17 protein-coding genes are annotated in these 22,637 nt (G+C 36.1%); 2 read left to right on the top strand and 15 right to left on the bottom strand.

Annotated elements, in window-relative coordinates:
* Nucleotides 1–307: 307 nt before the first annotated feature.
* From ABIZ51_03100 to ABIZ51_03070, 7 genes are all read right to left on the bottom strand, one after another.
* Entirely contained in the window at nucleotides 308–1,060 is a 753-nt protein-coding gene (locus tag ABIZ51_03100) for a CpsB/CapC family capsule biosynthesis tyrosine phosphatase (GenBank protein MEO7087767.1), read from the bottom strand.
* Nucleotides 1,061–1,114: 54 nt separating this feature from the next.
* Nucleotides 1,115–2,110, bottom strand: a complete 996-nt coding sequence (locus ABIZ51_03095) for an SDR family oxidoreductase (protein ID MEO7087766.1) — start codon at nucleotides 2,108–2,110, stop codon at nucleotides 1,115–1,117.
* 63 nt (nucleotides 2,111–2,173) lie between these two features.
* On the bottom strand, nucleotides 2,174–3,226 hold the full coding sequence (gene rfbB, locus ABIZ51_03090) for a dTDP-glucose 4,6-dehydratase (protein ID MEO7087765.1): 1,053 nt from the start codon (nucleotides 3,224–3,226) through the stop codon (nucleotides 2,174–2,176).
* A 102-nt stretch (nucleotides 3,227–3,328) separates the two neighbouring features.
* Complete coding sequence (locus ABIZ51_03085; GenBank protein ID MEO7087764.1) at nucleotides 3,329–4,618, bottom strand: nucleotide sugar dehydrogenase; 1,290 nt, start codon at nucleotides 4,616–4,618, stop codon at nucleotides 3,329–3,331.
* Nucleotides 4,619–4,636: 18 nt separating this feature from the next.
* On the bottom strand, nucleotides 4,637–5,662 hold the full coding sequence (locus ABIZ51_03080; GenBank protein ID MEO7087763.1) for a Gfo/Idh/MocA family oxidoreductase: 1,026 nt from the start codon (nucleotides 5,660–5,662) through the stop codon (nucleotides 4,637–4,639).
* A 23-nt stretch (nucleotides 5,663–5,685) separates the two neighbouring features.
* Nucleotides 5,686–6,264, bottom strand: a complete 579-nt coding sequence (locus ABIZ51_03075; GenBank protein MEO7087762.1) for an acyltransferase — start codon at nucleotides 6,262–6,264, stop codon at nucleotides 5,686–5,688.
* 126 nt (nucleotides 6,265–6,390) lie between these two features.
* Nucleotides 6,391–7,851 (bottom strand): amino acid permease, encoded by a 1,461-nt coding sequence (locus ABIZ51_03070; GenBank protein MEO7087761.1) that lies wholly within the window; start codon nucleotides 7,849–7,851, stop codon nucleotides 6,391–6,393.
* Between the two features lie 306 nt (nucleotides 7,852–8,157).
* On the opposite strand from ABIZ51_03070, the gene ABIZ51_03065 reads away from it, so the two are divergent.
* Nucleotides 8,158–10,566, top strand: a complete 2,409-nt coding sequence (locus ABIZ51_03065) for a M1 family aminopeptidase (GenBank protein ID MEO7087760.1) — start codon at nucleotides 8,158–8,160, stop codon at nucleotides 10,564–10,566.
* Nucleotides 10,567–11,107: 541 nt separating this feature from the next.
* On the opposite strand, the gene ABIZ51_03060 is transcribed toward ABIZ51_03065, so the two are convergent.
* The 6 genes from ABIZ51_03060 to gap form a co-directional block, all read right to left on the bottom strand.
* Nucleotides 11,108–12,346 (bottom strand): serine hydrolase, encoded by a 1,239-nt coding sequence (locus tag ABIZ51_03060; protein MEO7087759.1) that lies wholly within the window; start codon nucleotides 12,344–12,346, stop codon nucleotides 11,108–11,110.
* 10 nt (nucleotides 12,347–12,356) lie between these two features.
* Complete coding sequence (locus ABIZ51_03055; GenBank protein ID MEO7087758.1) at nucleotides 12,357–13,601, bottom strand: hypothetical protein; 1,245 nt, start codon at nucleotides 13,599–13,601, stop codon at nucleotides 12,357–12,359.
* Nucleotides 13,579–14,907 carry an amino acid permease gene (locus ABIZ51_03050; GenBank protein MEO7087757.1) on the bottom strand — a complete coding sequence of 443 codons (1,329 nt, stop codon included), beginning with the start codon at nucleotides 14,905–14,907 and terminating at the stop codon, nucleotides 13,579–13,581. Before ABIZ51_03050 ends, ABIZ51_03055 begins: the two co-directional genes overlap by 23 nt.
* A 26-nt stretch (nucleotides 14,908–14,933) precedes the next feature.
* Nucleotides 14,934–15,509 (bottom strand): DUF2179 domain-containing protein, encoded by a 576-nt coding sequence (locus ABIZ51_03045; protein ID MEO7087756.1) that lies wholly within the window; start codon nucleotides 15,507–15,509, stop codon nucleotides 14,934–14,936.
* Between the two features lie 70 nt (nucleotides 15,510–15,579).
* On the bottom strand, nucleotides 15,580–18,549 hold the full coding sequence (locus ABIZ51_03040) for a glycoside hydrolase family 3 N-terminal domain-containing protein (GenBank protein ID MEO7087755.1): 2,970 nt from the start codon (nucleotides 18,547–18,549) through the stop codon (nucleotides 15,580–15,582).
* Nucleotides 18,550–18,643: 94 nt separating this feature from the next.
* A complete protein-coding gene (gap, locus tag ABIZ51_03035; GenBank protein MEO7087754.1) occupies nucleotides 18,644–19,642 on the bottom strand; it encodes a type I glyceraldehyde-3-phosphate dehydrogenase in 999 nt (332 codons plus the stop codon).
* A 192-nt stretch (nucleotides 19,643–19,834) separates the two neighbouring features.
* On the opposite strand from gap, the gene ABIZ51_03030 reads away from it, so the two are divergent.
* Nucleotides 19,835–20,062, top strand: a complete 228-nt coding sequence (locus ABIZ51_03030; protein ID MEO7087753.1) for a hypothetical protein — start codon at nucleotides 19,835–19,837, stop codon at nucleotides 20,060–20,062.
* An 80-nt stretch (nucleotides 20,063–20,142) separates the two neighbouring features.
* Here the strand turns inward: ABIZ51_03030 and pfkA are convergent, their stop codons facing one another.
* Both pfkA and ABIZ51_03020 read right to left on the bottom strand, forming a co-directional pair.
* Entirely contained in the window at nucleotides 20,143–21,111 is a 969-nt protein-coding gene (pfkA, locus tag ABIZ51_03025; GenBank protein MEO7087752.1) for a 6-phosphofructokinase, read from the bottom strand.
* A 28-nt stretch (nucleotides 21,112–21,139) separates the two neighbouring features.
* Nucleotides 21,140–22,315, bottom strand: a complete 1,176-nt coding sequence (locus ABIZ51_03020) for a class I SAM-dependent RNA methyltransferase (GenBank protein MEO7087751.1) — start codon at nucleotides 22,313–22,315, stop codon at nucleotides 21,140–21,142.
* Nucleotides 22,316–22,637: the final 322 nt, after the last annotated feature.

Below are 22,637 nucleotides of genomic sequence, written 5' to 3'. Positions count from 1 at the left end.
CTGGTTCTTTATTCCGAAGTTTACGAAGCGCCTCTTTTTTAAAGGCTTCAAAATCGAATTTTTCTGCTTTCATATTGGTCAATTTAAATCTTTTAATTTAATTGACACACTTTATTTTACACCCTCTTTCCGTACCCGAAGTATCGTCCGCGGCAGTTGAAGGAGTAATTTCTTTCTGAAAATGTTTGAGTTATTTTCTTTCGCGTAGATTCCAAATTATTCCAGAATAACATTCCTGCTTTCTTAATTTTCATCTGCACATTCAACTCAAATTACCATTTCCAATTATTCACGAAGAGAAGGAGGGTTACAATTCCTTGTTCAGCAATAAGCCACTTTGCACCAATTGATGCAGTGATTTTTCGTACAAGGCATTTTTGGCTGCGGCAACATGTCGTTCGTGATGACAATCGGTTCCGAGCAATGAAATCATATTTTTTTCAATCATTTGCTCTGCAATTTTTTTTGTCTCCGGAGAATAATATCCCGCCAAAGAAGATAAATTTACTTGCAACAAAACACCTTTCTCTATTAAGTCTTCGTATTTACTAAAATTTCGATGCCAATAATTATAACGTTCCGGATGTGCTAATACAGGTTTATAGCCTTTCATTTGCATGTTAAAAATCGCTTGATATAAATTATCCGGCGGATTAATAAACGACAATTCGAACAGCAAATATTTTTTTTTGCCGAACGTGAGCAAAGGTTCTTTTTCTATTTTTTGTTCAAAATCATAATCCAAATAATATTCGGAAGCTGCTTCCAATTGCACTGGAATTCCTGCGTTTTTTAATTCAACACGCACTTTTTCCATGCCTCCTAAAATAGTTTCAGAAGTATTGCGATAAAAATCACTCATCGTGTGCGGAGTGGTAATTATTTTTTTGAATCCCAGATGATACAATTCTTTAATTAAATTAATTGAATCATCCATCGTTTGCGCACCATCGTCAATGCCAGGAATGAGGTGAGAATGGACATCACAGCCCAATTGCGATAAATCTACAGGGGTATCTGTTTTTGTTGATTTAGAAAATACATTGCTAAAAAATCCCACGGGCGAATGTTGTTTTATACAAATGTACGAATAAAGCGCGAGGCAATTTTTCGTTTAAGCCTTATTGACAAACGACTCAAACCAATCCAAGGTTATTTTCAAACCAGTTTCAATAGTTATTTCAGGATAATAATTCAACTCTTTTTTTGCTTTCGAAATATCTGCTAAAGAATCGCGCACATCTCCTACTCGTTCGCTCCTATAAGTAGTTTCGACAGTTGCCTTACATAATTTTCTTAAAATCTTTATCAAGTGATTAAGCGAAACGCGTTCGCCAAAAGCAACGTTAAAAACACTTCCTTGAAAATTATTTTCCGAAGCAAACATGGCTTTTATATTTGCTTGTACAGCATTTTCCACGAAAGTAAAATCACGTGTTTGATTTCCATCTCCATTTATTTTCGGCGATATATTTTGAAGCAATGCATCTATGAACAAAGGAATGGCAGCAGCATATTCGCCTTCTGGATTTTGTCTCGGTCCGAAAATATTGAAATAACGAAGCCCGATAATTTCCATGTTATACGTCTTCGAAAAAATTTCTCCGTACAACTCATCCACCATTTTCGAAACCGCATAAGGCGATAATTGTTTTCCGGTAATTTCTTCTACTTTCGGTAAAATTTTACTGTCGCCATAAACCGACGAAGAACTGGCGTACACCAAGCGTTTCACGTTTGCATCGCGCGCAGCAATCAACATATTTATAAAGCCGGTAGCATTTACATGATGTGTATCTAAAGGGTTTTTGATGGATCTTGGAACGGAACCAAGCGCAGCTTCGTGAAAAACATAATCCACATTTTCGCAGGCTTTTCTGCAATCATCGAGGTTGCAAATATCACCTTCGATGAAAATAAAATTTTCAGAATTCAGAAATGGCTCGATATTTTTCTTAAAACCTGTTGCTAAATTATCGAGTACAATTACTTTTCCGGCATTGTATTTCAATAAATATTCTACAATGTTGGATCCAATAAAACCCGCGCCACCTGTAACTAAAAAAGTTTTTTCGGATAAATCGTTTGAATGAAATTTAGTAGCGTACACGATTTGTTTCAGATTTTAAATAAAAATTTTAAAGAATATTTTCATAAACTCGAAACGAAAGAATTATCTTTTAACGTATTGATTTTCGTAGTATTTCTGATAATCTCCAGAAGTTACATTGTTCAACCACACTTCGTTTTTCAAATACCAATCAACGGTTTTTTCCAAGCCTTCTTCAAATTGTAAACTCGGTTTCCAATCCAATTCCTTTTGAAGTTTTGAAGAATCAATCGCATAGCGCAAATCATGTCCAGCACGGTCTTTCACAAACGTTATCAGCTTTGCTGATTCACCTTCTGCACGATTTAATTTCTTGTCCATAATTTTACACAACAAACGAATTAAATCGATATTTGTCCATTCATTATTTCCACCAATATTATACGTTTCTCCATTTTTTCCATGATGGAAAATAGTATCAATGGCGCGTGCATGATCTTCTACAAACAGCCAATCACGCACATTCTCACCTTTTCCGTAAATAGGAATGGCTTTGTTATTTTTTATATTGTGAATGGAAAGTGGAATTAATTTTTCTGGAAAATGAAAAGATCCGTAATTGTTGGAGCAATTCGAAATTACAATAGGCAATTGAAAAGTATCGTGATACGCGCGCACAAAATGGTCGGAACTCGCTTTGGATGCGGAATACGGACTGTGTGGATCATATGAAGTTTTTTCCGTAAACATTCCTGTTTCACCCAAAGAGCCATACACTTCATCTGTGGAAACATGATAAAAACGATGCTCTGAAAAATTATTTTTCCAACTGCTTTTTGCAGCGTTCAATAAATTTACGGTGCCGATTACATTCGTCATTACAAATTCCAAAGGATTGGAAATACTTCTGTCTACGTGGCTTTCAGCGGCTAAATGAACAACGCCAAAAAAATTATTTTTCTCAAATAAATTCGAAATAAAATTAGCATTAACAATATCACCTTTTACAAATTCGTAATTCGATTTTTTTTCAATATCCTTTAAATTAGCGAGATTGCCAGCGTACGTGAGCATATCTAAATTCACAATATGATAATCCGGATATTTATTTACAAACAAACGAACTACGTGAGAACCAATAAATCCGGCACCTCCAGTGATTAAAATTTTTTTCATCTAAGAATTATAATAATTTGCTATTCGTAAATTCGTGTTGATTTGTAATTCGTAACCACTCTCTATTGGTAAATTCGTATTGATTTGTAATTCGTAACCACTCTACAATCCCCAATAGGTAATATTTTTCATTTTATTTCTGTACATCCCTTTCACATCAATCAACACAGGATTTTTAGACAAAATAGATTTAAAATATTTTTCATCTAAATTCAAATACTCTTTGTGATTAACCGCGATGATAACAGCGTCGTAATTTTTACCTATATTTTTTACCAACCCGAAACCGTATTCGTGATCCAATTCCTTTGAATCCGCATACGGATCCGTTACTTCTACTTTTACCGAATACGATTTTAATTCTTTCACCACATCTGCAATTTTAGAATTTCGGATGTCGCTCACATTTTCTTTAAACGTAGCGCCCATCACTAAAACCTTGGCTTGAGAAATATTTTTTCCAGCTGCAATTATTTTTTTTACGGTATTTTTTGCGACATAAAACCCCATCGAATCGTTTACGTATCTGCCGGAATTAATTACGCGCGAGTGATAACCCAAGGCTTCCGCTTTGTGCGTTAAATAATATGGATCCACGCCAATGCAGTGTCCACCAACAAGTCCTGGAGAAAATTTCAAGAAATTCCATTTTGTTCCCGCAGCTTCCAACACATCATACGTATTAATATTCATTTTATTGAAGATGATGGAAAGTTCATTCATCAAAGCAATATTTACATCTCGCTGGGTGTTTTCAATGATTTTAGCGGCTTCTGCTACTTTAATGGAAGGTGCTTTGTGAACGCCTGGTTCCACAATAATTTGATAGGTTTTCGCAATTTCTTCCAAGGATTCCTCATCACATCCCGAAACAACTTTTAAAATTTTTGTAATCGTATGTTCCTTATCGCCTGGATTGATACGTTCTGGAGAATATCCCACTTTAAAATCTTTTTTGAATTTCAATTTCGAAATTTCTTCCAAAATCGGAATGCAATCTTCTTCCGTACAACCTGGATAAACAGTGGATTCATACACCACATAATCTCCCTTTTTCAATGCTTTCCCAACAGATTTAGACGCGCCAATCAGAGGTTTTAAATCAGGTAAATTATGTTCGTCAATCGGCGTTGGCACGGCTACAATGAAAAAATTTGCTTTTTTCAACACATCAATCGAAGCGGTAAATTCAATGTCACAGCCTTTAAACGCCGACTTATCAAGTTCTTGACTCGGATCAATTCCTTTCTTCATCATGTTTACGCGTGCCTCGTTGATGTCGAATCCGATGACTTTAATTTTTTTTGCAAAAGCCAGTGCAATGGGCAATCCTACGTATCCCAAGCCAATAACGGCTAATTTCGCTTCTTTTTTGAGGAGTTTTTTATACATATTTTCAGTCTTGAAAAATTATTTTTTTCGATTGTCTTTTCGCAAAGCGTAAATACGTTCAATCATCTCCACCACTTTCATCCCTTCTAAAGCGTTGGTAGTAATGGTTTTCCTATTTTTTAGCGTATCCACCACATTTTCAATAATATAATGATGATTGGCTGCCGAACCTTTGTAAGTCCCGTAATCATTGCCCGGATTGGTTGGCGCCAATTCTGGCAAAGTATAATTTTCGATGTGACAATATTCTACTTCGTTCATGTATTGCCCGCCAATCTTCACGCTCCCTTTTTTTCCGATAATCGTAATGCTACTTTCTAAATTGCTATCCCAAACAGCCGTGGAATAATTAATACTTCCCATTCCGCCATTCGCGAAATTAAAAGTAACAAAACCGCTGTCTTCAAAATCAGTAGAATTAGCGTGTGTAAAATCATTGAACTTCGCCTGAATGTCTTTGATATCGCCAAAAAGCCAATACATGATATCTATAAAATGAGAAAATTGCGTGAACAAAGTTCCGCCATCTAAATCCTGCGTGCCTTTCCAGCCGCCTTTTTTATAATAACGCTCGTCGCGATTCCAATAACAATTCAACTGCACCATATAAATATCACCCATTTTTTTTGTTTCGATGAGCTCTTTTATCCATACAGATGGCGGCGAATAACGATTTTGCATCACGCAAAAAACATTTTTATTTACTTGCAACGATTTATAAATAATGGCTTCGCAATCTGCTTTGTGAAGTGCCATCGGCTTTTCGCACACAATGTGTTTTTTTGCATCTAGCGCAAGCAACGCATGTTTCGCGTGCAATCCGTTTGGTGTAGCAATATTTACGACATCAATTTCTAAATTAGACACCAACATTTCTTCAATCGAATTGAAAAATTTTTCTTTCAATTCAGATAATCCTAATTTGCTTTTATCTTGAATATCACAAACGGCAACGAGTTCACATTCTTCGTTTCTGCGAATCATCTCCGCATGGCGTTTTCCGATGTGTCCTTGACCAACAATGGCGAATTTTATTTTAGTCATTTTGATTGAATTAATACGGGAAATTACTCCACTATCTTGCTTACTTTTCCGATTTCTAATTTGTATTTTTCCTTACTTTCTGGACAAACCGCGATGCCATTTTTAAAATCCAAACGATGTCCGAATTCACTCATCCAACCAATTTGTTTGGCAGGATTTCCGACCCATAAAGAATAAGCAGGAACATTTTTTGTAACCACAGCACCCGCACCAATAAAGGCAAATTCGCCAATATCGTGTCCGCAAACAATAGTTGCGTTGGCACCAATAGATGCTCCTTTTCCAACATGCGTTTTGGCATATTGATTTTTACGATTGACAGCGCTGCGTGGATTAGTCACATTGGTAAATACCATCGACGGACCCAAAAAAACATCGTCCGCACACGTTACGCCCGTATAAATAGAAACATTGTTTTGCACTTTTACATTTTTGCCAAGCACCACATCAGGCGAAATAACTACGTTTTGACCGATGTTGGAACCCTCGCCAATTGTGCAATTAGACATAATGTGTGAAAAATGCCAAATCTTAACGCCTTTCGCTATTTTACAGCCTTCATCAATAAAAGCAGAAGGATGCGCAAAAAAATCTTTTTCCATTCTTAAAATTTAAGGATACAAAAATAGGAAAATCTAAGAAAGTATACGCTTTTTAGCGTTTTACTTTAGGATGTCTTTAAAAAAGTATGATTTTAAACACTTCAAAAAAATAATTTTTCAAAGCACTTATTTCGAGCCGCCTTCTTTCTGGACTTTGCTATGTTTTATTCCGTAAGAGAAATAAATAATAATTCCGATAGCCATCCAAATAATCAATCGCCACCAAGTTTCTGACGGAAGTGCAATCATTTGAGCCGAACAAATTATAATTCCGAGAATCGGAAAAAGCGGAACAAAAGGTGTTTTAAATGGACGATGAATATTGGGACGTGTTTTTCGGAGTACAATAATTCCTGCACAAACAATTACGAAGGCGAGTAAAGTACCGATGGAAACCAATTCGCCTAATATGCCAATCGGGAAAAGTCCAGCAATAATGGCAGCTACAGAGCCTGTTAAAATAGTGGTAACATAAGGCGTTTTAAATTTTTTGTGAACGGCTGCAAATTTTTGTGGAAGCAAACCGTCTTTCGCCATGGAATAAAAAATACGCGGTTGTCCCATCAACATCACTAAAATAACGGAACTCAATCCGGCAATGGCGCCGATTTTTATCAAAGGACGCAACCAAAATAAAGCAGGACCAGCTTTGTCAATCGCCATGGCAATAGGAGCGGGAACATTTAAATCTTTGTAATTAACGATTCCTGTAAGGACAAAAGAAACGACAATGTATAAAATGGTACAAATGATGAGCGATCCGAGAATGCCTCGAGGCATGTCTTTTTGTGGATTAATAGCTTCTTGAGCAGCGGTGGAAACGGCATCAAAACCGATGTATGCAAAAAAGATAACGCCTGCACCGGCAACAATTCCACTCCATCCGAATTTTCCATCACCTGCATTGGGCGGAATAAAAGGAGTCCAATTGGATTTGGTAATGTAGTGTGCGCCAAATCCTATGAAGAGCAGAATTACCGCAATTTTTAAAATAACGATGATGTTGTTGAAACGCGCTGATTCTTTAATGCCGATCACCAATAAAGTGGTCATCAACACAATAATAAATATTGCTGGAAAATTGATGAAAGCACCCGTTAAATGCCAGCCTTGTGTTGGGTCGTGATCCAAAGGAGCTTGGCACATGGCGGCAGGAATCGTAATTCCGAAATCTTTAAAAAAACTAACAATGTAACCCGACCATCCAACAGCCACGGTAGAAGCGCCAAAGAGGTATTCTAAAATTAAATCCCACCCGATAATCCAAGCAATAAATTCTCCGAGCGTGGCGTAGGAGTACGTATAAGCACTTCCTGCAATCGGAATCATGGAAGCAAATTCGGCATAACATAAACCTGCAAATGCACAGCCAATTCCAGATAAAACAAAAGACAATACCAAAGCTGGACCCGCATGATTAGCAGCTGCAGTACCAGTTAGTACAAAAATTCCAGTGCCGATAATGGCTCCAATACCAAGGGCAATGAGATTATTAGCCGTTAATGTGCGTTTCAGTCCGTTTTCAGAATCAGAAGATTCCGTCATTAAGCGATTGAGTGATTTCGTGAAAAAGAGCTTATTTGCCATAGTTATTCGGAGTATTTATAAAAAATCAGTTTGAAAAATTATTTTTTAGAAGGCTAAATATAGATATTTTTTTTAGTTGGTGCGCTCTAAGCGATAAAAGGATTGGGATAATTTACAACAGCAGTATATATCGCAAGTTGATAATTGAGAAAATTTATTTTTTGCATTTTGAATTATTGGTTTAAATTGAAAGAAAATCTGGCTTTTTATACACTGCTAAAATTTTTTAAGTTATTTTTGAATCAGTAAAGACGTATTTTTATTTTTAATTTCAATTGCTCATCTTACTTTAGAAAATCTATAACCATGAAAAAATTAATTTTACTCTGTGTCATTTTTCTGTTCGGATCCATTTCTGCGGAAGCGCAACAAAAAATTAATTTTCAAAACCCTAAAACACTTGCTGATAATCAGAGAAGCGATACTATTGATATTTTAAATTATACGATAAATCTGAATATTACGGATTTCACCAATAAAATAATTGGCGGAAATACTGTAATTCGTTTTGCTCCGAAAATGAATACTGTCAATACGATTAGTTTGGATTTACTCCGTTTAACGGTTGATTCCATTACAATGAACAATCAATTAGTAACGTATCATTACAACGATACTCTTATTGTAGCTCAGCTCCCAAGTACTGAAAACATTGGGGATACAAATAATTTAACTATTTATTATCACGGAACGCCACAAATGGACGCTTCGGGCTGGGGTGGTTTTTATTTTCAAAACGGAATTGCTTATAATTTGGGTGTTGGTTTTGATGCGAATCCACATAATTATGGAAGAGTTTGGTATCCGTGTTTCGATAATTTTGTAGAGCGTGCTACGTATATTTTCAACATCACCACCAATAATGGAAACATTGCTTATTGCAATGGATATTTAAAAAGTGATACCACTGATATATCCGGATTAAGAACACGAACATGGGAATTAGACAAATCTATTCCAAGTTATTTGGCAAGTGTTGATGTAGGGAAATACACACAAGTAAACGAAGTTTACAACGGCATTAATGGTCCAATTCCAATTGTGTTGGCGGCACTTCCTGCAGATACAATCAATTTAAAAAATTCATTTGTTCATCTTAAAAATGCACTTGCTGGTTTCGAAAACAGGTATGGATATTATCGTTGGAATAAAGTAGGTTATTCGCTTGTCCCATTTACTTCTGGTGCAATGGAACACGCCACAAACATTGCTTTTCCTGCACTTGCCGCCAACGGAACAACTACTTACGAAGCGGATATAATGGCGCACGAATTATCGCATCATTGGTTTGGTGATTTGGTAACGTGTCAAACAGCAGGCGATATGTGGCTGAACGAAGGAATGGCAGTTTATTCGCAATCTATTTTTACAGAATGGGTTTACGGAACAAATGCTTACAAAGCTTCTATCAGAACCAATCACGAAAATGTATTGCACTACGCACATATTATAGATCACAGCTATCGCGCGCTTTACAACATACCGTTAGCATATACGTATGGTTATACGGTGTATCAAAAAGGGGCAGATGTAGCGCATACATTAAGAGGTTATATGGGCGATTCCACATTTTTTGCCGGACTGAAATATTATTTGAATACCAATCAATACACTGCTGTTAATAGTTACACCTTGATGAATAGTTTACAAACTTCATCTGGAATGAATTTGTCAGATTTTTTTAATGGATGGGTTTTTAATCCAGGCTTTCCGCAGTTTTCCATTGATTCATTTAAGGTGGTTCCAGTAAGTGGAAATTATACTGTTACTGTTTTTGTAAAACAAAAATTGACTGGAGCGCCTGCTTATTTCAACAATGTGCCTTTGCAGATTTCATTCAAAGATAAAATGTGGAATGATATTGATCAGAAAATAATTGTTTCCGGACATCTTTCTACGTTCACTTTTACGCTTCCGATAAATCCTATTTTTATTGGTTTAAATATGGATGAAAAAATTAGCGAAGCCATTGCTCCACAAACTGCTACTATAAAAGCAACTGGAACGTATAATTTATCCAATGCGCGCATGTCAATTACGGTTACCAACATCACCGATTCTGCATTTATTTTTGTGGAACATAATTATACCGCGCCCGATTCTATAAAAAATAATCCGATGCACTACCGCATTTCGCCAAACAGGTATTGGAAGGTATCGGGTATTATTCCGAACGGATATACAGCAACGGCACAAATGTATTTTGATGGCAGAAAAGTTTCTTCTGGCGGCGGCGGATACCTCGATACCGCATTAACTATCCATGGCTCAGACAGTATTATTTTGTTGTACCGAAAAAATCCTGCTTCTGATTGGACGCAATATCCTGCTTATTCGAAAGTAATTGTGGGTGGACCAACTCTCGGTTTTGGATACGTTAAGTTAGACTCCTTGCCGATGGGTGAATATACTTTCGCAGATGGCGTTTCAACACTTGGAATTAAAGAATTGAAAAAAAGTTCGGGAACTATTCAGGTGTATCCGAATCCTGCAAATAAAACTATTTCATTCGATTTGAAAGATGAATCGCAACTTCAATCCAAAAAATTCTCTGTGATAAACGCTGCTGGAAAAATAATTTTTCGTGGCAATTTAAAACAAGGACAAACTAATTATTCTGTTTCTGCCGAAGATTGGAAAAACGGTATTTATTTTATTTCTATTCCCGTAGACGACCAACATTATTTGACTGGAAAGTTTGATGTGATCCACTAAAGTGATTAGGTAATTAAGTGATTATGTGATGAAGAAAAGATGTCATTCTGAACGCAGTGAAGAATCTAATGTTAACTAAATAAAGCTTAGCGAGAAGCTGCGCTGAATGGAAGAAGCTAATGAAAAAATATTTGCACATAAATAAAAATCCAATATTTCTGATTGTTATTCTTTTAGTTTTAATTAGTAGTTGTTGGTCTCCTTTTACTTGTGATAAATGGCGAAAGGAAAACATAAGGTATAAAGAATTTAAAGGCACTATATCTGTAAAAAAAGAATTTAAGAATTGCGATGGCATTATTGTAATTAATAAAACAGATACTTTACCGCATTTTTGTCCGTGTGGTTTGTGGAGAGAAAAATGGAATATGATAAATGTATCAGATTCAATTATTAAAAATTATGGTAGCGATTCAATTAAAATAATCACAAAGGATACTATTCTAAAGTTTCTATATCCATGTTGTGATGAATAGTGGAATAGTGTCACTATTTGCACCCAACAAAAGAGCTTTAAAAATTATTTTTTTGAAGCCTAAATTTACGGATAATGAAATCGCCAGGCATTCAAATAAGCAATATGTTTTTTCGTACGCTTTTGTTCGTAGTTAAAAATAAGATGTCCTAAATCTGCCATAAAAGGCAATGCCAGCGAATCGTATTGGTATTTTCCGGTGTTCAAAATATTTTTTTCGTTCGCATAAATCAATACCGACAAACAAAATTCTGTGTGCGTATCCGGATCTACAATGTAGGCGCAATCAGCTAAAAAGCCATACGCTCTGCCCACAATATTAAACGATCGAACCGTAGAATCTTTAATGGAATCAGTCGTTCCGAAGTAAATGTATTTCTTGAAATTGTCTTTGTAAACTTTTTCATCGTAATGTGGATAATCACTTTCTCGTGGAAGCATACTCATGTATTTATACAAAAATTGATAATCACTTTCTGTTATATGAAATTGCAGTGAAGGGTTAATACATTCAGGAAAAATAATGGAAAGTAAAATATTATTTTCATCTTCAAACGGAATATAATTGTTGTCGCAAAAATTTCTTGGAGGTCTTATTCGTCCGTCCTCTTTAAACCCTCTCCCTATTTTTGTGCATAGCGCACAGTTTGCAATAGCAGCATTGTCAGTATCGGCAGCTTGTTTGTAAATAACAGAAGAATCATTTCTTAAAAAAACAAAAGGATTGGTAAAACGATTGTCGTTTGTATCGCAACCTCCCCCCAAACGCTGATTTATCAAAATGTTTTGATAGCCCATCTCATGCAATCTTTTATTGATATAATCAGGAGACAGAAATTCGTAAATACGATTACAGGCTTTGTTATTACTAACCAGTAACATTTTTTTTAAGTATTGCGCAATGCTTGGATAGCCTGATTCCGCAGTAGTATCCACGTATTCTTTTGTTTGACAACGATGTAAACTGTCAATTAATAAACGAGAATCTTTGGTTAAATCACTAATATTTAAGCGATCAATTTTTTCGAGCGCTAAAGCTGAAAAGGGTAATTTCACTAAACTTGCGGGGTAAAAATAATTTTTTGAAGGAGGTTCCAAAAAATATTTTTTCAAGTGCGGAACATTATCTTTATCGCGATTTATTTGCGTGTAAATAATTTGCAAATGATATTTTTCGGGATGTAAAAAAACGTCTTTATACTTCGTGTAAAACGAATCGGTTTTAATAATTTGTTTTAAAATATTTTGAGCGGTGCAGTGAATTTGCATCGCTGCAAAAACAAATAGCAGTGTCCGCTTAATCATATTGAAAAAATTATTTTCGTTCTGCTTTTATTAAATTCTGATCGTTTGTCCCCCAATGATAGCCGAGTGAAAAGGGTAGTGCTTTTACATATTTAGCACTGTCTTTATAGGCAGTTTCCAAATTAGTTTGGGTAACACCTTTAAAATCTTTTACCGGAACAACATACATCCCGTAAAGCGAAACACTCCATTTGTCGCTGGTCAAATATTTATAAGGAATTCCGGTATCGTCTTCTAAAATAGAAGCACTTTTATCCAAAATAAAATTTCGGAGCAGCGTAAAAAATTTATAATGCAACAGATAGGACGCGGATTTCAGATAGGTAAAAGAGGTTGGCATATTTTTCATCCAAGCCATCATGCCTTTGTTTTTTGCCAATGCACCATCTGATAAATCACATTTCATGTACGAAACTACTTGCATACTATTATTCGTATTATTTCGGAAATATACTTTTACAAAATCATTTGTGTGAACCGCTGCACTGTCCTTGTTTAATTCGGTTTCAGAACCATCATCGTTCAGATGAAAATATTTTACATTTACAATTGGATGATGTGTGCGCACTAAAAAAACACAAATCAATGGCAAGGTTCCGTTCACATTTTCGCGTTGTAAATCGCCCAACATTTTGTGTGTAATGAAATAACTTTTTTTGAAAACATCACTCAACGACGTGAAAATATCATTCAAATAATTGGCACGTTCGGACGGGTTTAAATGTTTTAAATTTGGCAATGCACCAGCTCTTTCGAGCGCATATAAATGATAATTTTTTGCTTCATGGAAAAAAATATTTCCGTGCAAGATATCCGGCCCGCTCAAGGGATAAAAAACATCTAAATTTTTTTGATGTTCTGATGAAAGTTCTGTATTTGCCCATGCTGCCATAGGTTTTATACGTTTACTATCCAATAAATTCCAGGCAGCATCGAAATTTTTTGCGTGACGAATCCAAGCGGTATCCTTTTCCAAATCTGAGAAATCGCTGCCCGATTCTTGTTTCATACCGGCAATGTATCGCGCAATATCATTGAAAGTTCGGTCGATCGTTACATTTGTATCAGCTGAAATTTTTATTTTTTTTATACTGTCTGAGACTTGTTTTACTGGAACAGAATCTTTTTTTACTGCCGTGTTTTTTGTTACGATAGTTGATTTATTTTCTTGATTTCCGCAAGCGTTTATCAAAAAACACATCGCAAGAATCGTGATTGAAAAAATTATTTTTTCAGCGTACTTTTTTTTCTTCATTTTGAGATTCATTTTTTTTAATAAAATAGACAATACCTCCAACAAGCACAGTTGCTAAGCCAAACAATGATTCTTTAACGTGCCCTTGCATTGTAAAAAACAATGTCCAACCCGTCAAAAGTAAAAAAATAATTGGAGTAATCGGATAGGCGAATGTTTTGTAGATTCCTGACAATTCTCGTTTCTTTATTCTCATTACAAATAAACTGAAAACGGTTAAGAAAGTAAATAAGCCCAAGGTAAAGCCGATGTAGACCAGTACTTTATCGAAGGTAGACGTGAGGATTAATAAAATTGTAATGGCTGATTGTATAATGGTTGCTACGACAGGGATTCCATTTTTATTTTTCTTCGATAAAAAAGAAAGTTGTGTTAAATCTTCGCCCATTACTTGCGCTACGCGTGGACCCGCAAATACCATGGAGCTAATGGAAGACACTAATAAAAACGCGATGAGCATCCCCATTAAATTTCCAATTTTTGTTCCAAAAATATGAACAGCAGAAATGTATCCAACTTCTACTTGACCTTTCAATTCGTTGATGGGAGCGGTGTACAGAAAAATAAAATTTAAAAGGACATATAAAATCATCACCACCAAAGTTCCCCAAAATAAAGATTTCGGAATGTTGATACGCGGATTTTCAATGTCACTCGCCATGTAGGCAGAAGCGTTCCAGCCCGAATAAGCGTAGGACACATAAATCAATGAAACAGCAAATGCTGGACTAAAAATACTTTTCCAGCTTTCGCTCGGAATAAGGCTATTAATGGGAAGGATAGAAATTGGTTGCGAAGTATTTATTGTAAATCCAGCAACGATAAAAAATAAAATCAACAACACTTTTAATACGGTAAAAATATTTTGAAATTTCGCACTATTTTTAAGATTGAAAGAATGTACGAGTGTAATTAAAATAACAACGGAGCAACCCAGCATTGCAGGATTTAATGTTGGATACACTTCGTTTACATATTTCCCCAAAGCCATTGCGGATAAGGCTACGGGCACTGAAAAACCTACGGTTACAGAAACCCAGCCAGATAAAAATCCAACGAAAGGATGTAATAATTTGGAAAGATAATGGTATTCTCCGCCTGAACGCGGCATCGCGGAAGCAAGTTCTCCGTAAGACAATGCGCCGCAAAGCGCAATAATTCCGCCAACTACCCACAATAAAATAATTCCGAAAACAGATTGAATATCGAATAATTGAAAACCGAGGCTCGTGAAAACCCCAGTGCCAATCATATTGGCGATGACGACGGAAACGGCGGTGTAAAAACTAATTTTTCGTGCGGACATTTTTGAGTAGTTGAAAATTATTTTTCTTACAGGGTAGCACTGATTTTTTTTGAAATATTTTTTTGACTATTAGACGAAAACACACCATGAGCGGTGTCGCGCACATCCTCTATCGTATAAAAGACTTTCGGGTTGTGCTCTCGAATAAGTTCAATAACCGATTGTACATTTTTACGTTTCACAACAGTAAATACCATTTTTACGGCTCCTGATGCGCCTTGAGCAGCTACTGTAGTAATTCCATGATTTTCTCTTTTAAGCTTATCAATCAATGTTTCACAATCATGTTCTGTGATAATTCGAATTAGTTGCAAGCCGATTGCTAATTTTTCTTCTACAATAATTCCAGCATACGTGCCAAGAGAATAGCCCAATGCCCAAGCGAAATAGCAGGCTACATTATCCATGTGCTTCATCACTTGTGCAATTGCAACTAACCAAATTAAAGCTTCTGCAAAAGCGGTAAATGGCACTATTTTTTTTAATCCGCGAAAAATAAAAATATAACGCAAAGTGGAAAGCGTTACAGCAAAAAGGCGCGCAATTACTATTAACAAAGGCAATCCAATCCAAGCGTAGTAATCAAAATGAGTCATAGTCATATATTTTTAAAGGAACAAAAATAATTTTTTCTTTGTAGGAATGGCCAAGTATTTTCGGTACTCCGAAAAATTATTTTTTGAAGGCATCGTAAATTGCTTGCTGGATTTTTGTGCGAATATTAAGTTCAGCCAATTTATTTTCTGATGCATTTGGATTAACTCTGTTAGATAAAAAGACATACACAATTCCGTTGTCCGGATCCGCCCAGGTAAATGTTCCAGTATATCCAGAATGCCCAAAACTGTTTGTTGATGCGGAATCGCAAGCAGGGCTTTCTTTGCTGTGATTCATTTCTGGCTTATCAAATCCGAGTCCGCGGCGGTTGCCGTTTGCGGAAAATTGGCACGCTGTAAAATTACTAACCGTAGTTGAATCAAAATATCGCTCACCACCATACGTGCCTTTTTGCAAATACATTTGCATCATTATCGCTACATCATTCGCATCCGAAAAAAGTCCGGCATGACCCGAAACGCCTCCCATCATGGCGGCTCCTTGATCTTGCACATCGCCATGCAGCAATTGTTTTCTAAAATAAGTATCGTTTTCTGTCGGCGGAATTCGTTTTAAATCGAAGCGTTTTCGCGGCAAATATCCCATTGTAGTAAGTCCTAAAGGGTTGTAAAAATTTTGAAAAACATAATTGTCAAGTGTTGTTTTTGTTTGTTTTTCGATGATTTCTTTTAATAAATAAAATCCTAAATCACTGTATAGATATTCTTTTTTCTTCGATACTTTTGATTGAATAATTTGACGTAAAATACTGTCGTGATACGCTTTACTGATGTACAAATGTTCCGCTACACGTATTGGAAATGCAGGCGTTTCTACACTGTCGTAAATCCATGGGAAATAGATTCCATCCTTCATCGTATTTTTATAAAAAGGAATCCACGCTTGCAATCCCGCTTGGTGCGCCATCACATCATTGATGAGCATTTTCTTTTTATTTGATTTTTTTAAAATCGGTAAATACAAACTGAGTGGAGCATTTATTTTTATTTTATTTTCTTCGGAAAGGCGCATGATGGAGGGCGTTGTTGCCAATATTTTTGTGAGAGAAGCGAGGTCGTAAATATCATTCGTACGTGTAGGAATTTTTTTATCATACGTTTGATAGCCGAATGCTTTTTGATAAAAAACATTACCATTTTTTGCAGCAAATACAACACACCCAGGATAAGCGTGTTCTTTTATTCCTTCGTTAGCAAGTGAATCAATCACAGAAAGTTTTTTTTCGGACACTCCAATTTCTTCTGGAGAAACGTAGGCAAAACGAATTTTATCAGTGGTTCTGATTCCGCTTCCAATTGGAAACAAAGGCGCTGCGGTAACAGGTAATTTTCCTTGAGCAGTCATTCCTCCAAAGATAAGTTGCGCAGAATAATTTTGAGTGTATTCATTGTCTTCGTAAGATTCAATAACTGCAAGCGATTGCTCGATATTGTTAAATTTAGAAAGTACATACGGTGTGGAAAAACAATCGAAAATTATTTTTTTCGTTAATAATAATTTGTCTAAAAATTTTATGGATGGAATAGAAAGTCCGAAATTAATTGCCGGATTAGAACTTGGATTATCCAATGCTACAACAATGATATTGTAAGGTTTTAAAGCCTTTTCGATGGAATCATAAAAAAGAGAATCGCCATTTATTTTCAAAAAAATATTTTTTGAAGGAGCATATTTTGTAATTGTTTCTTGAAAAATAGTAGTGCTTGTATCTCCGACAGAAATCGTCGCAATGTTTAATGTATCCAGCCTTTTTAGAGGAATAAAATTATTTTTGTTTTGAAGTAAAGTGAGTGATTGTTCTGTGATTTTTCGATTCAATAAATCAGCGCTTATTGGATTCAAATCTTCGTATAACCCTTTCAAATCAACAGGTTTATACTGATTTAATCCTGCCCAGGATTTTGCCATCAGAATTTTTTTGCAGCGTGCATCAATATCTGCTTGTGTAATCTCACTATCGGCAATTGCATTTTTAATTTCCTCCATTGCTTTTGGTACATCTTCCGAAAAAAGCAATACGTCATTTCCTGCAAGTAATGCTTTCACATCTACAATTCCGGGTTTGTAAAATTTACTTACGCCCTTCATATTTAAAGCATCTGTAAACACTAAACCCTTAAAATCCATTTTCGTTTTCAACAAACCATTCACCACTCTTGGAGATAAGGTAGAAGCGGTATTGGGCGTAGAATCAAGTGCAGGAATGTATAAATGTGCTACCATTGTGCTGCTAATACCATGCGAAAAAAGTTGTCGGAAAGGATATAACTCAAGTGTATCAAGGCGCTCAACGGAATGATTTACAACAGGTAATGTTTTGTGAGAATCGGCATCCGTATCTCCATGACCGGGAAAATGTTTTGCGGTAGAAATCACGTGTTCGTCCTGCAAACCGCTCATATAAGCCAATCCCTTTTGTGCTACTTTAAATTTATTTTCGCCAAAAGAACGCGTACCGATAATTGGATTTAGTGGATTACTGTTGATGTCAATCACAGGAGCAAAATCCAATTGTACGCCCAAACGCTTGCATTGCAAGGCAATTGAGCGACCCATGTCATAAATCAAGGAATCATTTTCAATCGCGCCAAGTGTCATTTGATGTGGAAATTTTACGGTGCTGTCGAGGCGCATTGCCAATCCCCATTCTGCATCCATGGCGATTAATAAAGGCGTTTTTGAAATGCTTTGATATTCATTTTCAAGTATAGCTTGCCTTGCGGGACCACCTTGAAAAAAAATCAATCCGCCAATTTTATAATCACGAATTAATTTTTCGAGTTCCTCTTTGTTTTTCTTATGCTCTTTTTTATCGAGATTGGAATACGCAGCCACCATAAATAATTGTCCAAGACGTTCATCTGGCGTAAGCGAATTAAAAACGGAATCTACCCAAGTTGTATTGGTAGAAAGGAAAGGCGGAGCTTGTGTTTTTAATTTTAGAGTATCAGAAGCAGCATTTACTAATTGACTGCAAATAATAAAGGCAATAAAAACACAGGTTGAAAAAATATTTTTTCTCATCACGAAAATTAGAAATAGATAATCTCTAAAATTATTTATAATGAGAAAGCTGTTGTTGTGTTTGTCGGAATCTTATCAACAGCGAGAAGTTGATTTAGAGACTCATCTTTTCGATTAAATCCGCTAAACGGTTGGAATACCCTGATTCATTGTCGTACCAGCCAATTACTTTTATCATTCCGCCAAGTACAGAAGTTAAATCAGCATCAAAAATACAGGAATACGGATTTCCTACAATATCAATGGAAACAATAGGATCAAGTGTATATTGAAGAATATTTCTCAAGTTAGTTTCCGCTGCTTTTTTAAAAATAGCATTGATTTCTTCCACGCTTGCCTTTTTTCTCAACGTACACGTAATGTCCGTCAAAGATCCGTCCGGAACGGGAACTCGAATACCGCAACCACCTATTTTTCCATGTAAATGCGGGAAGATTTTAGTGATTGCTTTTGCTGCGCCAGTAGAAGTAGGAACGATGGAAACCGCCGCTGCTCTTGCTCTTCGCAAATCTTTGTGAGGCGCATCGTGCAAGCGTTGATCGCCAGTATAGGAATGAACGGTGGTAATGTAAGCGTCTTCAATTTCCCAATTTTCATCCAATAATTTTATCATGGGAGCCGCGCAATTAGTGGTGCACGAAGCATTCGAAATAATGACATCTTCTTTTTTAAGCAATTCATCATTTATTCCAATAACGATGGTTTTGATGTCGTCGGCTTTTGGTGGCGCAGAAAGAATTACTTTTTTAGCACCAGCCAATAAGTGCTTTTCAGCGCTTTGTTTGTCTAAGAAAAACCCAGTGGATTCGATGACAATATCTATGTCCATTGATTTCCAAGGTAATTGTTCAGGATTTTTTTCAGACAGAATAATTATTTTTTTTCCATCAACAATAAAATGACTTTCTTCTGCAATAACAGTTCCTTGGTACACGCCGTGAATGGAATCGTATTTCAATAAATGCGCGAGTGTTTTTGCATCGCTCAGATCATTGATGGCAATGATTTCTATATTTTGTCTTTTCTGAAGGACACGAAATAGAACTCTTCCTATTCTTCCGAAACCGTTGATGGCAATGCGCGTTTTTTTCATAATGTGTTTTTTACAAAATTACGAAATAATGCGCAACTGAATCTTAATCAACATCTTAAAATTTTACCTAAACGAAACAGGAGTAATTTGTTAAAATTCGTTAATTTTTAGTTGTGAAAAAATTGTGGCACGAGGCTTGCATGTATCCCTTCAGAAATCAAAAAATAATTTAAACCTTAAAACCAAAACAAAATGAAAAAAATCATGTTATTAGCAGCTGCCGTAATATTTTCAGCATCTGTGTTTGCCGCAACAGGAAGCAAAACAATTAAAAAATCAGTAAAAGCTCAAACTGCTCAAACTGCAAACAAAAAAGAAGTGAAAAAAGCAGAGAAAAAAGCAGAGAAAAAAGAAAAACCTGTGAAAGCTAAAAAAGCAAAAACAGAGAAAAAAGTGAAAACTGCAAAAAAAGCGAAGTAATTCACATCGTTACAAAACGCCTTCAGAAAATTAATTTTCTGAAGGCGTTTTGTATTATTAATTCTCTGAAAATTATTTTTTCAAGCGGATAAAATCTCCATCATTTTCAGCCATTCCGGATTTAATTGCGAAATGTGTTTCACTGCATTTTCAAAAGGAGTGAAAATAATTTCATTGCTTTTACTGCCTACCATCACGCCGTGTTTTTTTTGTATTAAGGCTTCAACGGCAGCAAAACCAAGTCGGCTGGCAAGTACTCTGTCCATACAACTCGGATTTCCGCCGCGCTGAATGTGACCTAAAACAGTAATGCGCACATCGTAATGCGGCAATGCTAATTTTATTTTTTTTCCTGTTTCGATGGCTCCGCCTGCCTCATCGCCTTCTGCTACAATAATAATTTTCGATGTTTTATCTTTCCTTCCGTTTTTTAATTTGTGAATTAATTGTGTGTGGTCGGTTTTTATTTCTGGAATTAAAATGTCCATCGCGCCCGACGCAATGCCCGTTCGAAGCGCAATTAAGCCGGCATCGCGACCCATTACCTCTACAATAAATAAACGCTCGTGCGATTCTGCGGTATCGCGAATTTTATCCAAGGCGTCAATCACTGTATTGATGGCGGTGTCGTAGCCAATCGTATAATCGGTGCCAATTAAATCGTTATCAATTGTTCCCGGAATGCCGATAATCGGAATGTTGAATTCACTTTCAAATACGGATGCAGCGCGGAAAGTTCCATCTCCACCAATCGCTATTAGCGCATCAATTTTATTTTTCTGGATGTGTTCAAATGCTTTTTCTCTGCCTTCTTTTGAGTGAAATTTTTCGCTGCGGGATGTTTTTAAAACAGTGCCACCGCGCTGAATAATATTGGCAACGGATTTCGGCGGAAGTGGAATAAATTCTCCGTTCATCATACCTTCGTACCCGTGCATAATTCCCGAAATTTCCAATTGATGATGTGCTGCAGTTCGTACTACGGCTCTAATACAAGCGTTCATTCCCGGTGCATCGCCTCCTGAAGTAAACACGGCTATTTTCTTCATCGAAAAATTATTTTTTTGAAAGATAAAATCAATCTTCTTTTACCAATTTATGAATTTTTTTTGTGCCTTGATACATTTCGTATTTCAAAAATTTACATTCCAAGGCACCGTTAAACAAGGTGATTTTTCGCGACGGACGCAAACCAATTGCATGGATGGCTTCTATATTTGAACTGATAATCCAGACATCGTAACCGCTGTATTTTTTTTTCATCGTACTTCCGATTTCTTTGTACAATTCTTCAATATTATCTTTCACCATTCGTTCGCCGTAAGGCGGATTGAAAATCACAACGCCTTTGGCAGCAGGTGGTTCGAAATCTTGAAAAGAACAATGTTGTACCGAAACTACGTCGTCCACTTTTGCTGTTTTAATATTTTTTTTCGCTTTTTTTATGATGTTTGGCGAAATATCACAGCCTCTTATTTCCGGATTTAAACTGTCGATTTTATCAATTGCGGCATCGTAAATTACTTGCCACAAATCAGCATCAAAATCTTTCCATTTTTCAAAACCAAATTGTTCGCGAAAGCAACCTGGCGGAATATTATTCGCGTACATCGCGGCTTCTATCAAAATAGTTCCGGAGCCGCACATGGGATCAACCAAAACGGAATGTTTATTCCAGCCACTGAGTATCACCATCGCTGCCGCCAATACTTCGTTGAGTGGCGCTAAATTTATGTTTTCGCGATAACCTCTTTTATAAAGCGCATCGCCAGAACTATCCAAAGAAACCGTGCAGGTAGTTTGAAAAATATGAATGTTGATGCGAAGCGTCGGATTGTCTAAATCTACATCCGGACGAACGCCATATTTTTCGCGGTATTTATCTACAATGGCATCTTTTGTTTTTTGAGAAATGTATTGCGAATGGTTGAATAAATCAGTGTTGAGCGCCGTATCCACCGCCAAGGTTTCTTGAGGTTCTAAATATTTTTCCCAATTTATTTTTTGAATTTTTTCGTAGAAATCATTTTCATCCGAAACCTCAAAATGAGTGATGGGTTTTAAAATTCGTAAGGCGGTGCGCAAACACAAATTGGCTTTGTACATAAAACCTTTGTCGCCTGTAAAACTAACGGCGCGGTTGCGTTGCTCAATATTTCTGGCACCTAATTTCAACAATTCGGCTGCCAAAATTTCTTCCATTCCGAAAGCAGTTTTGGCAAGCATCTGAAACTCATTTATATTTTCTTCCACAGCTTATTTTTTTGCAAATGTAGCAAGAATTTGAGCCTCTTAAAGCATCGCCTGAAAAGGCGTTTGAAAAAATAATTTTTTGAATGGGTTTTAAACGTAAAAATGAATAGTTGCTACAAAATAAACTCACGCCAATGCCAAGCCATTCTTTATTCGAATAAGCACAATTCGAACTATGATACAAATCATTTTTTTACAGAATGGTGGCTCCTACTTTTGAGCCGAAGAAAAGAGACATAAATTAATTGAGATAAACTGAAGTAGTTGAAAAAATAATTTTTGAAATACCTTTTTTGATAATACAAATTTAACATTGCGTAAA

Source organism: Bacteroidia bacterium, assembly GCA_039924845.1.
Taxonomy (GTDB): Bacteria; Bacteroidota; Bacteroidia; order DATLTG01; family DATLTG01; genus DATLTG01.
The sequence above is the reverse complement of the archived record's forward strand: the minus strand, read 5'-3'. Positions and strand labels throughout refer to the sequence as shown.

Coding starts and splice junctions, on each gene's coding strand:
- ABIZ51_03055 (MEO7087758.1), bottom strand. CDS start 13,601: ATGAAGAAAAAAAAGTACGCTGAAAAAATAATTTTTTCAATCACGATT.
- ABIZ51_03040 (MEO7087755.1), bottom strand. CDS start 18,549: ATGAGAAAAAATATTTTTTCAACCTGTGTTTTTATTGCCTTTATTATT.
- ABIZ51_03050 (MEO7087757.1), bottom strand. CDS start 14,907: ATGTCCGCACGAAAAATTAGTTTTTACACCGCCGTTTCCGTCGTCATC.
- ABIZ51_03045 (MEO7087756.1), bottom strand. CDS start 15,509: ATGACTATGACTCATTTTGATTACTACGCTTGGATTGGATTGCCTTTG.
- ABIZ51_03060 (MEO7087759.1), bottom strand. CDS start 12,346: ATGATTAAGCGGACACTGCTATTTGTTTTTGCAGCGATGCAAATTCAC.
- ABIZ51_03065 (MEO7087760.1), top strand. CDS start 8,158: ATGAAAAAATTAATTTTACTCTGTGTCATTTTTCTGTTCGGATCCATT.
- ABIZ51_03070 (MEO7087761.1), bottom strand. CDS start 7,851: ATGGCAAATAAGCTCTTTTTCACGAAATCACTCAATCGCTTAATGACG.
- gap (MEO7087754.1), bottom strand. CDS start 19,642: ATGAAAAAAACGCGCATTGCCATCAACGGTTTCGGAAGAATAGGAAGA.
- pfkA (MEO7087752.1), bottom strand. CDS start 21,111: ATGAAGAAAATAGCCGTGTTTACTTCAGGAGGCGATGCACCGGGAATG.
- rfbB (MEO7087765.1), bottom strand. CDS start 3,226: ATGAAAAAAATTTTAATCACTGGAGGTGCCGGATTTATTGGTTCTCAC.
- ABIZ51_03080 (MEO7087763.1), bottom strand. CDS start 5,662: ATGACTAAAATAAAATTCGCCATTGTTGGTCAAGGACACATCGGAAAA.
- ABIZ51_03075 (MEO7087762.1), bottom strand. CDS start 6,264: ATGGAAAAAGATTTTTTTGCGCATCCTTCTGCTTTTATTGATGAAGGC.
- ABIZ51_03085 (MEO7087764.1), bottom strand. CDS start 4,618: ATGTATAAAAAACTCCTCAAAAAAGAAGCGAAATTAGCCGTTATTGGC.
- ABIZ51_03030 (MEO7087753.1), top strand. CDS start 19,835: ATGAAAAAAATCATGTTATTAGCAGCTGCCGTAATATTTTCAGCATCT.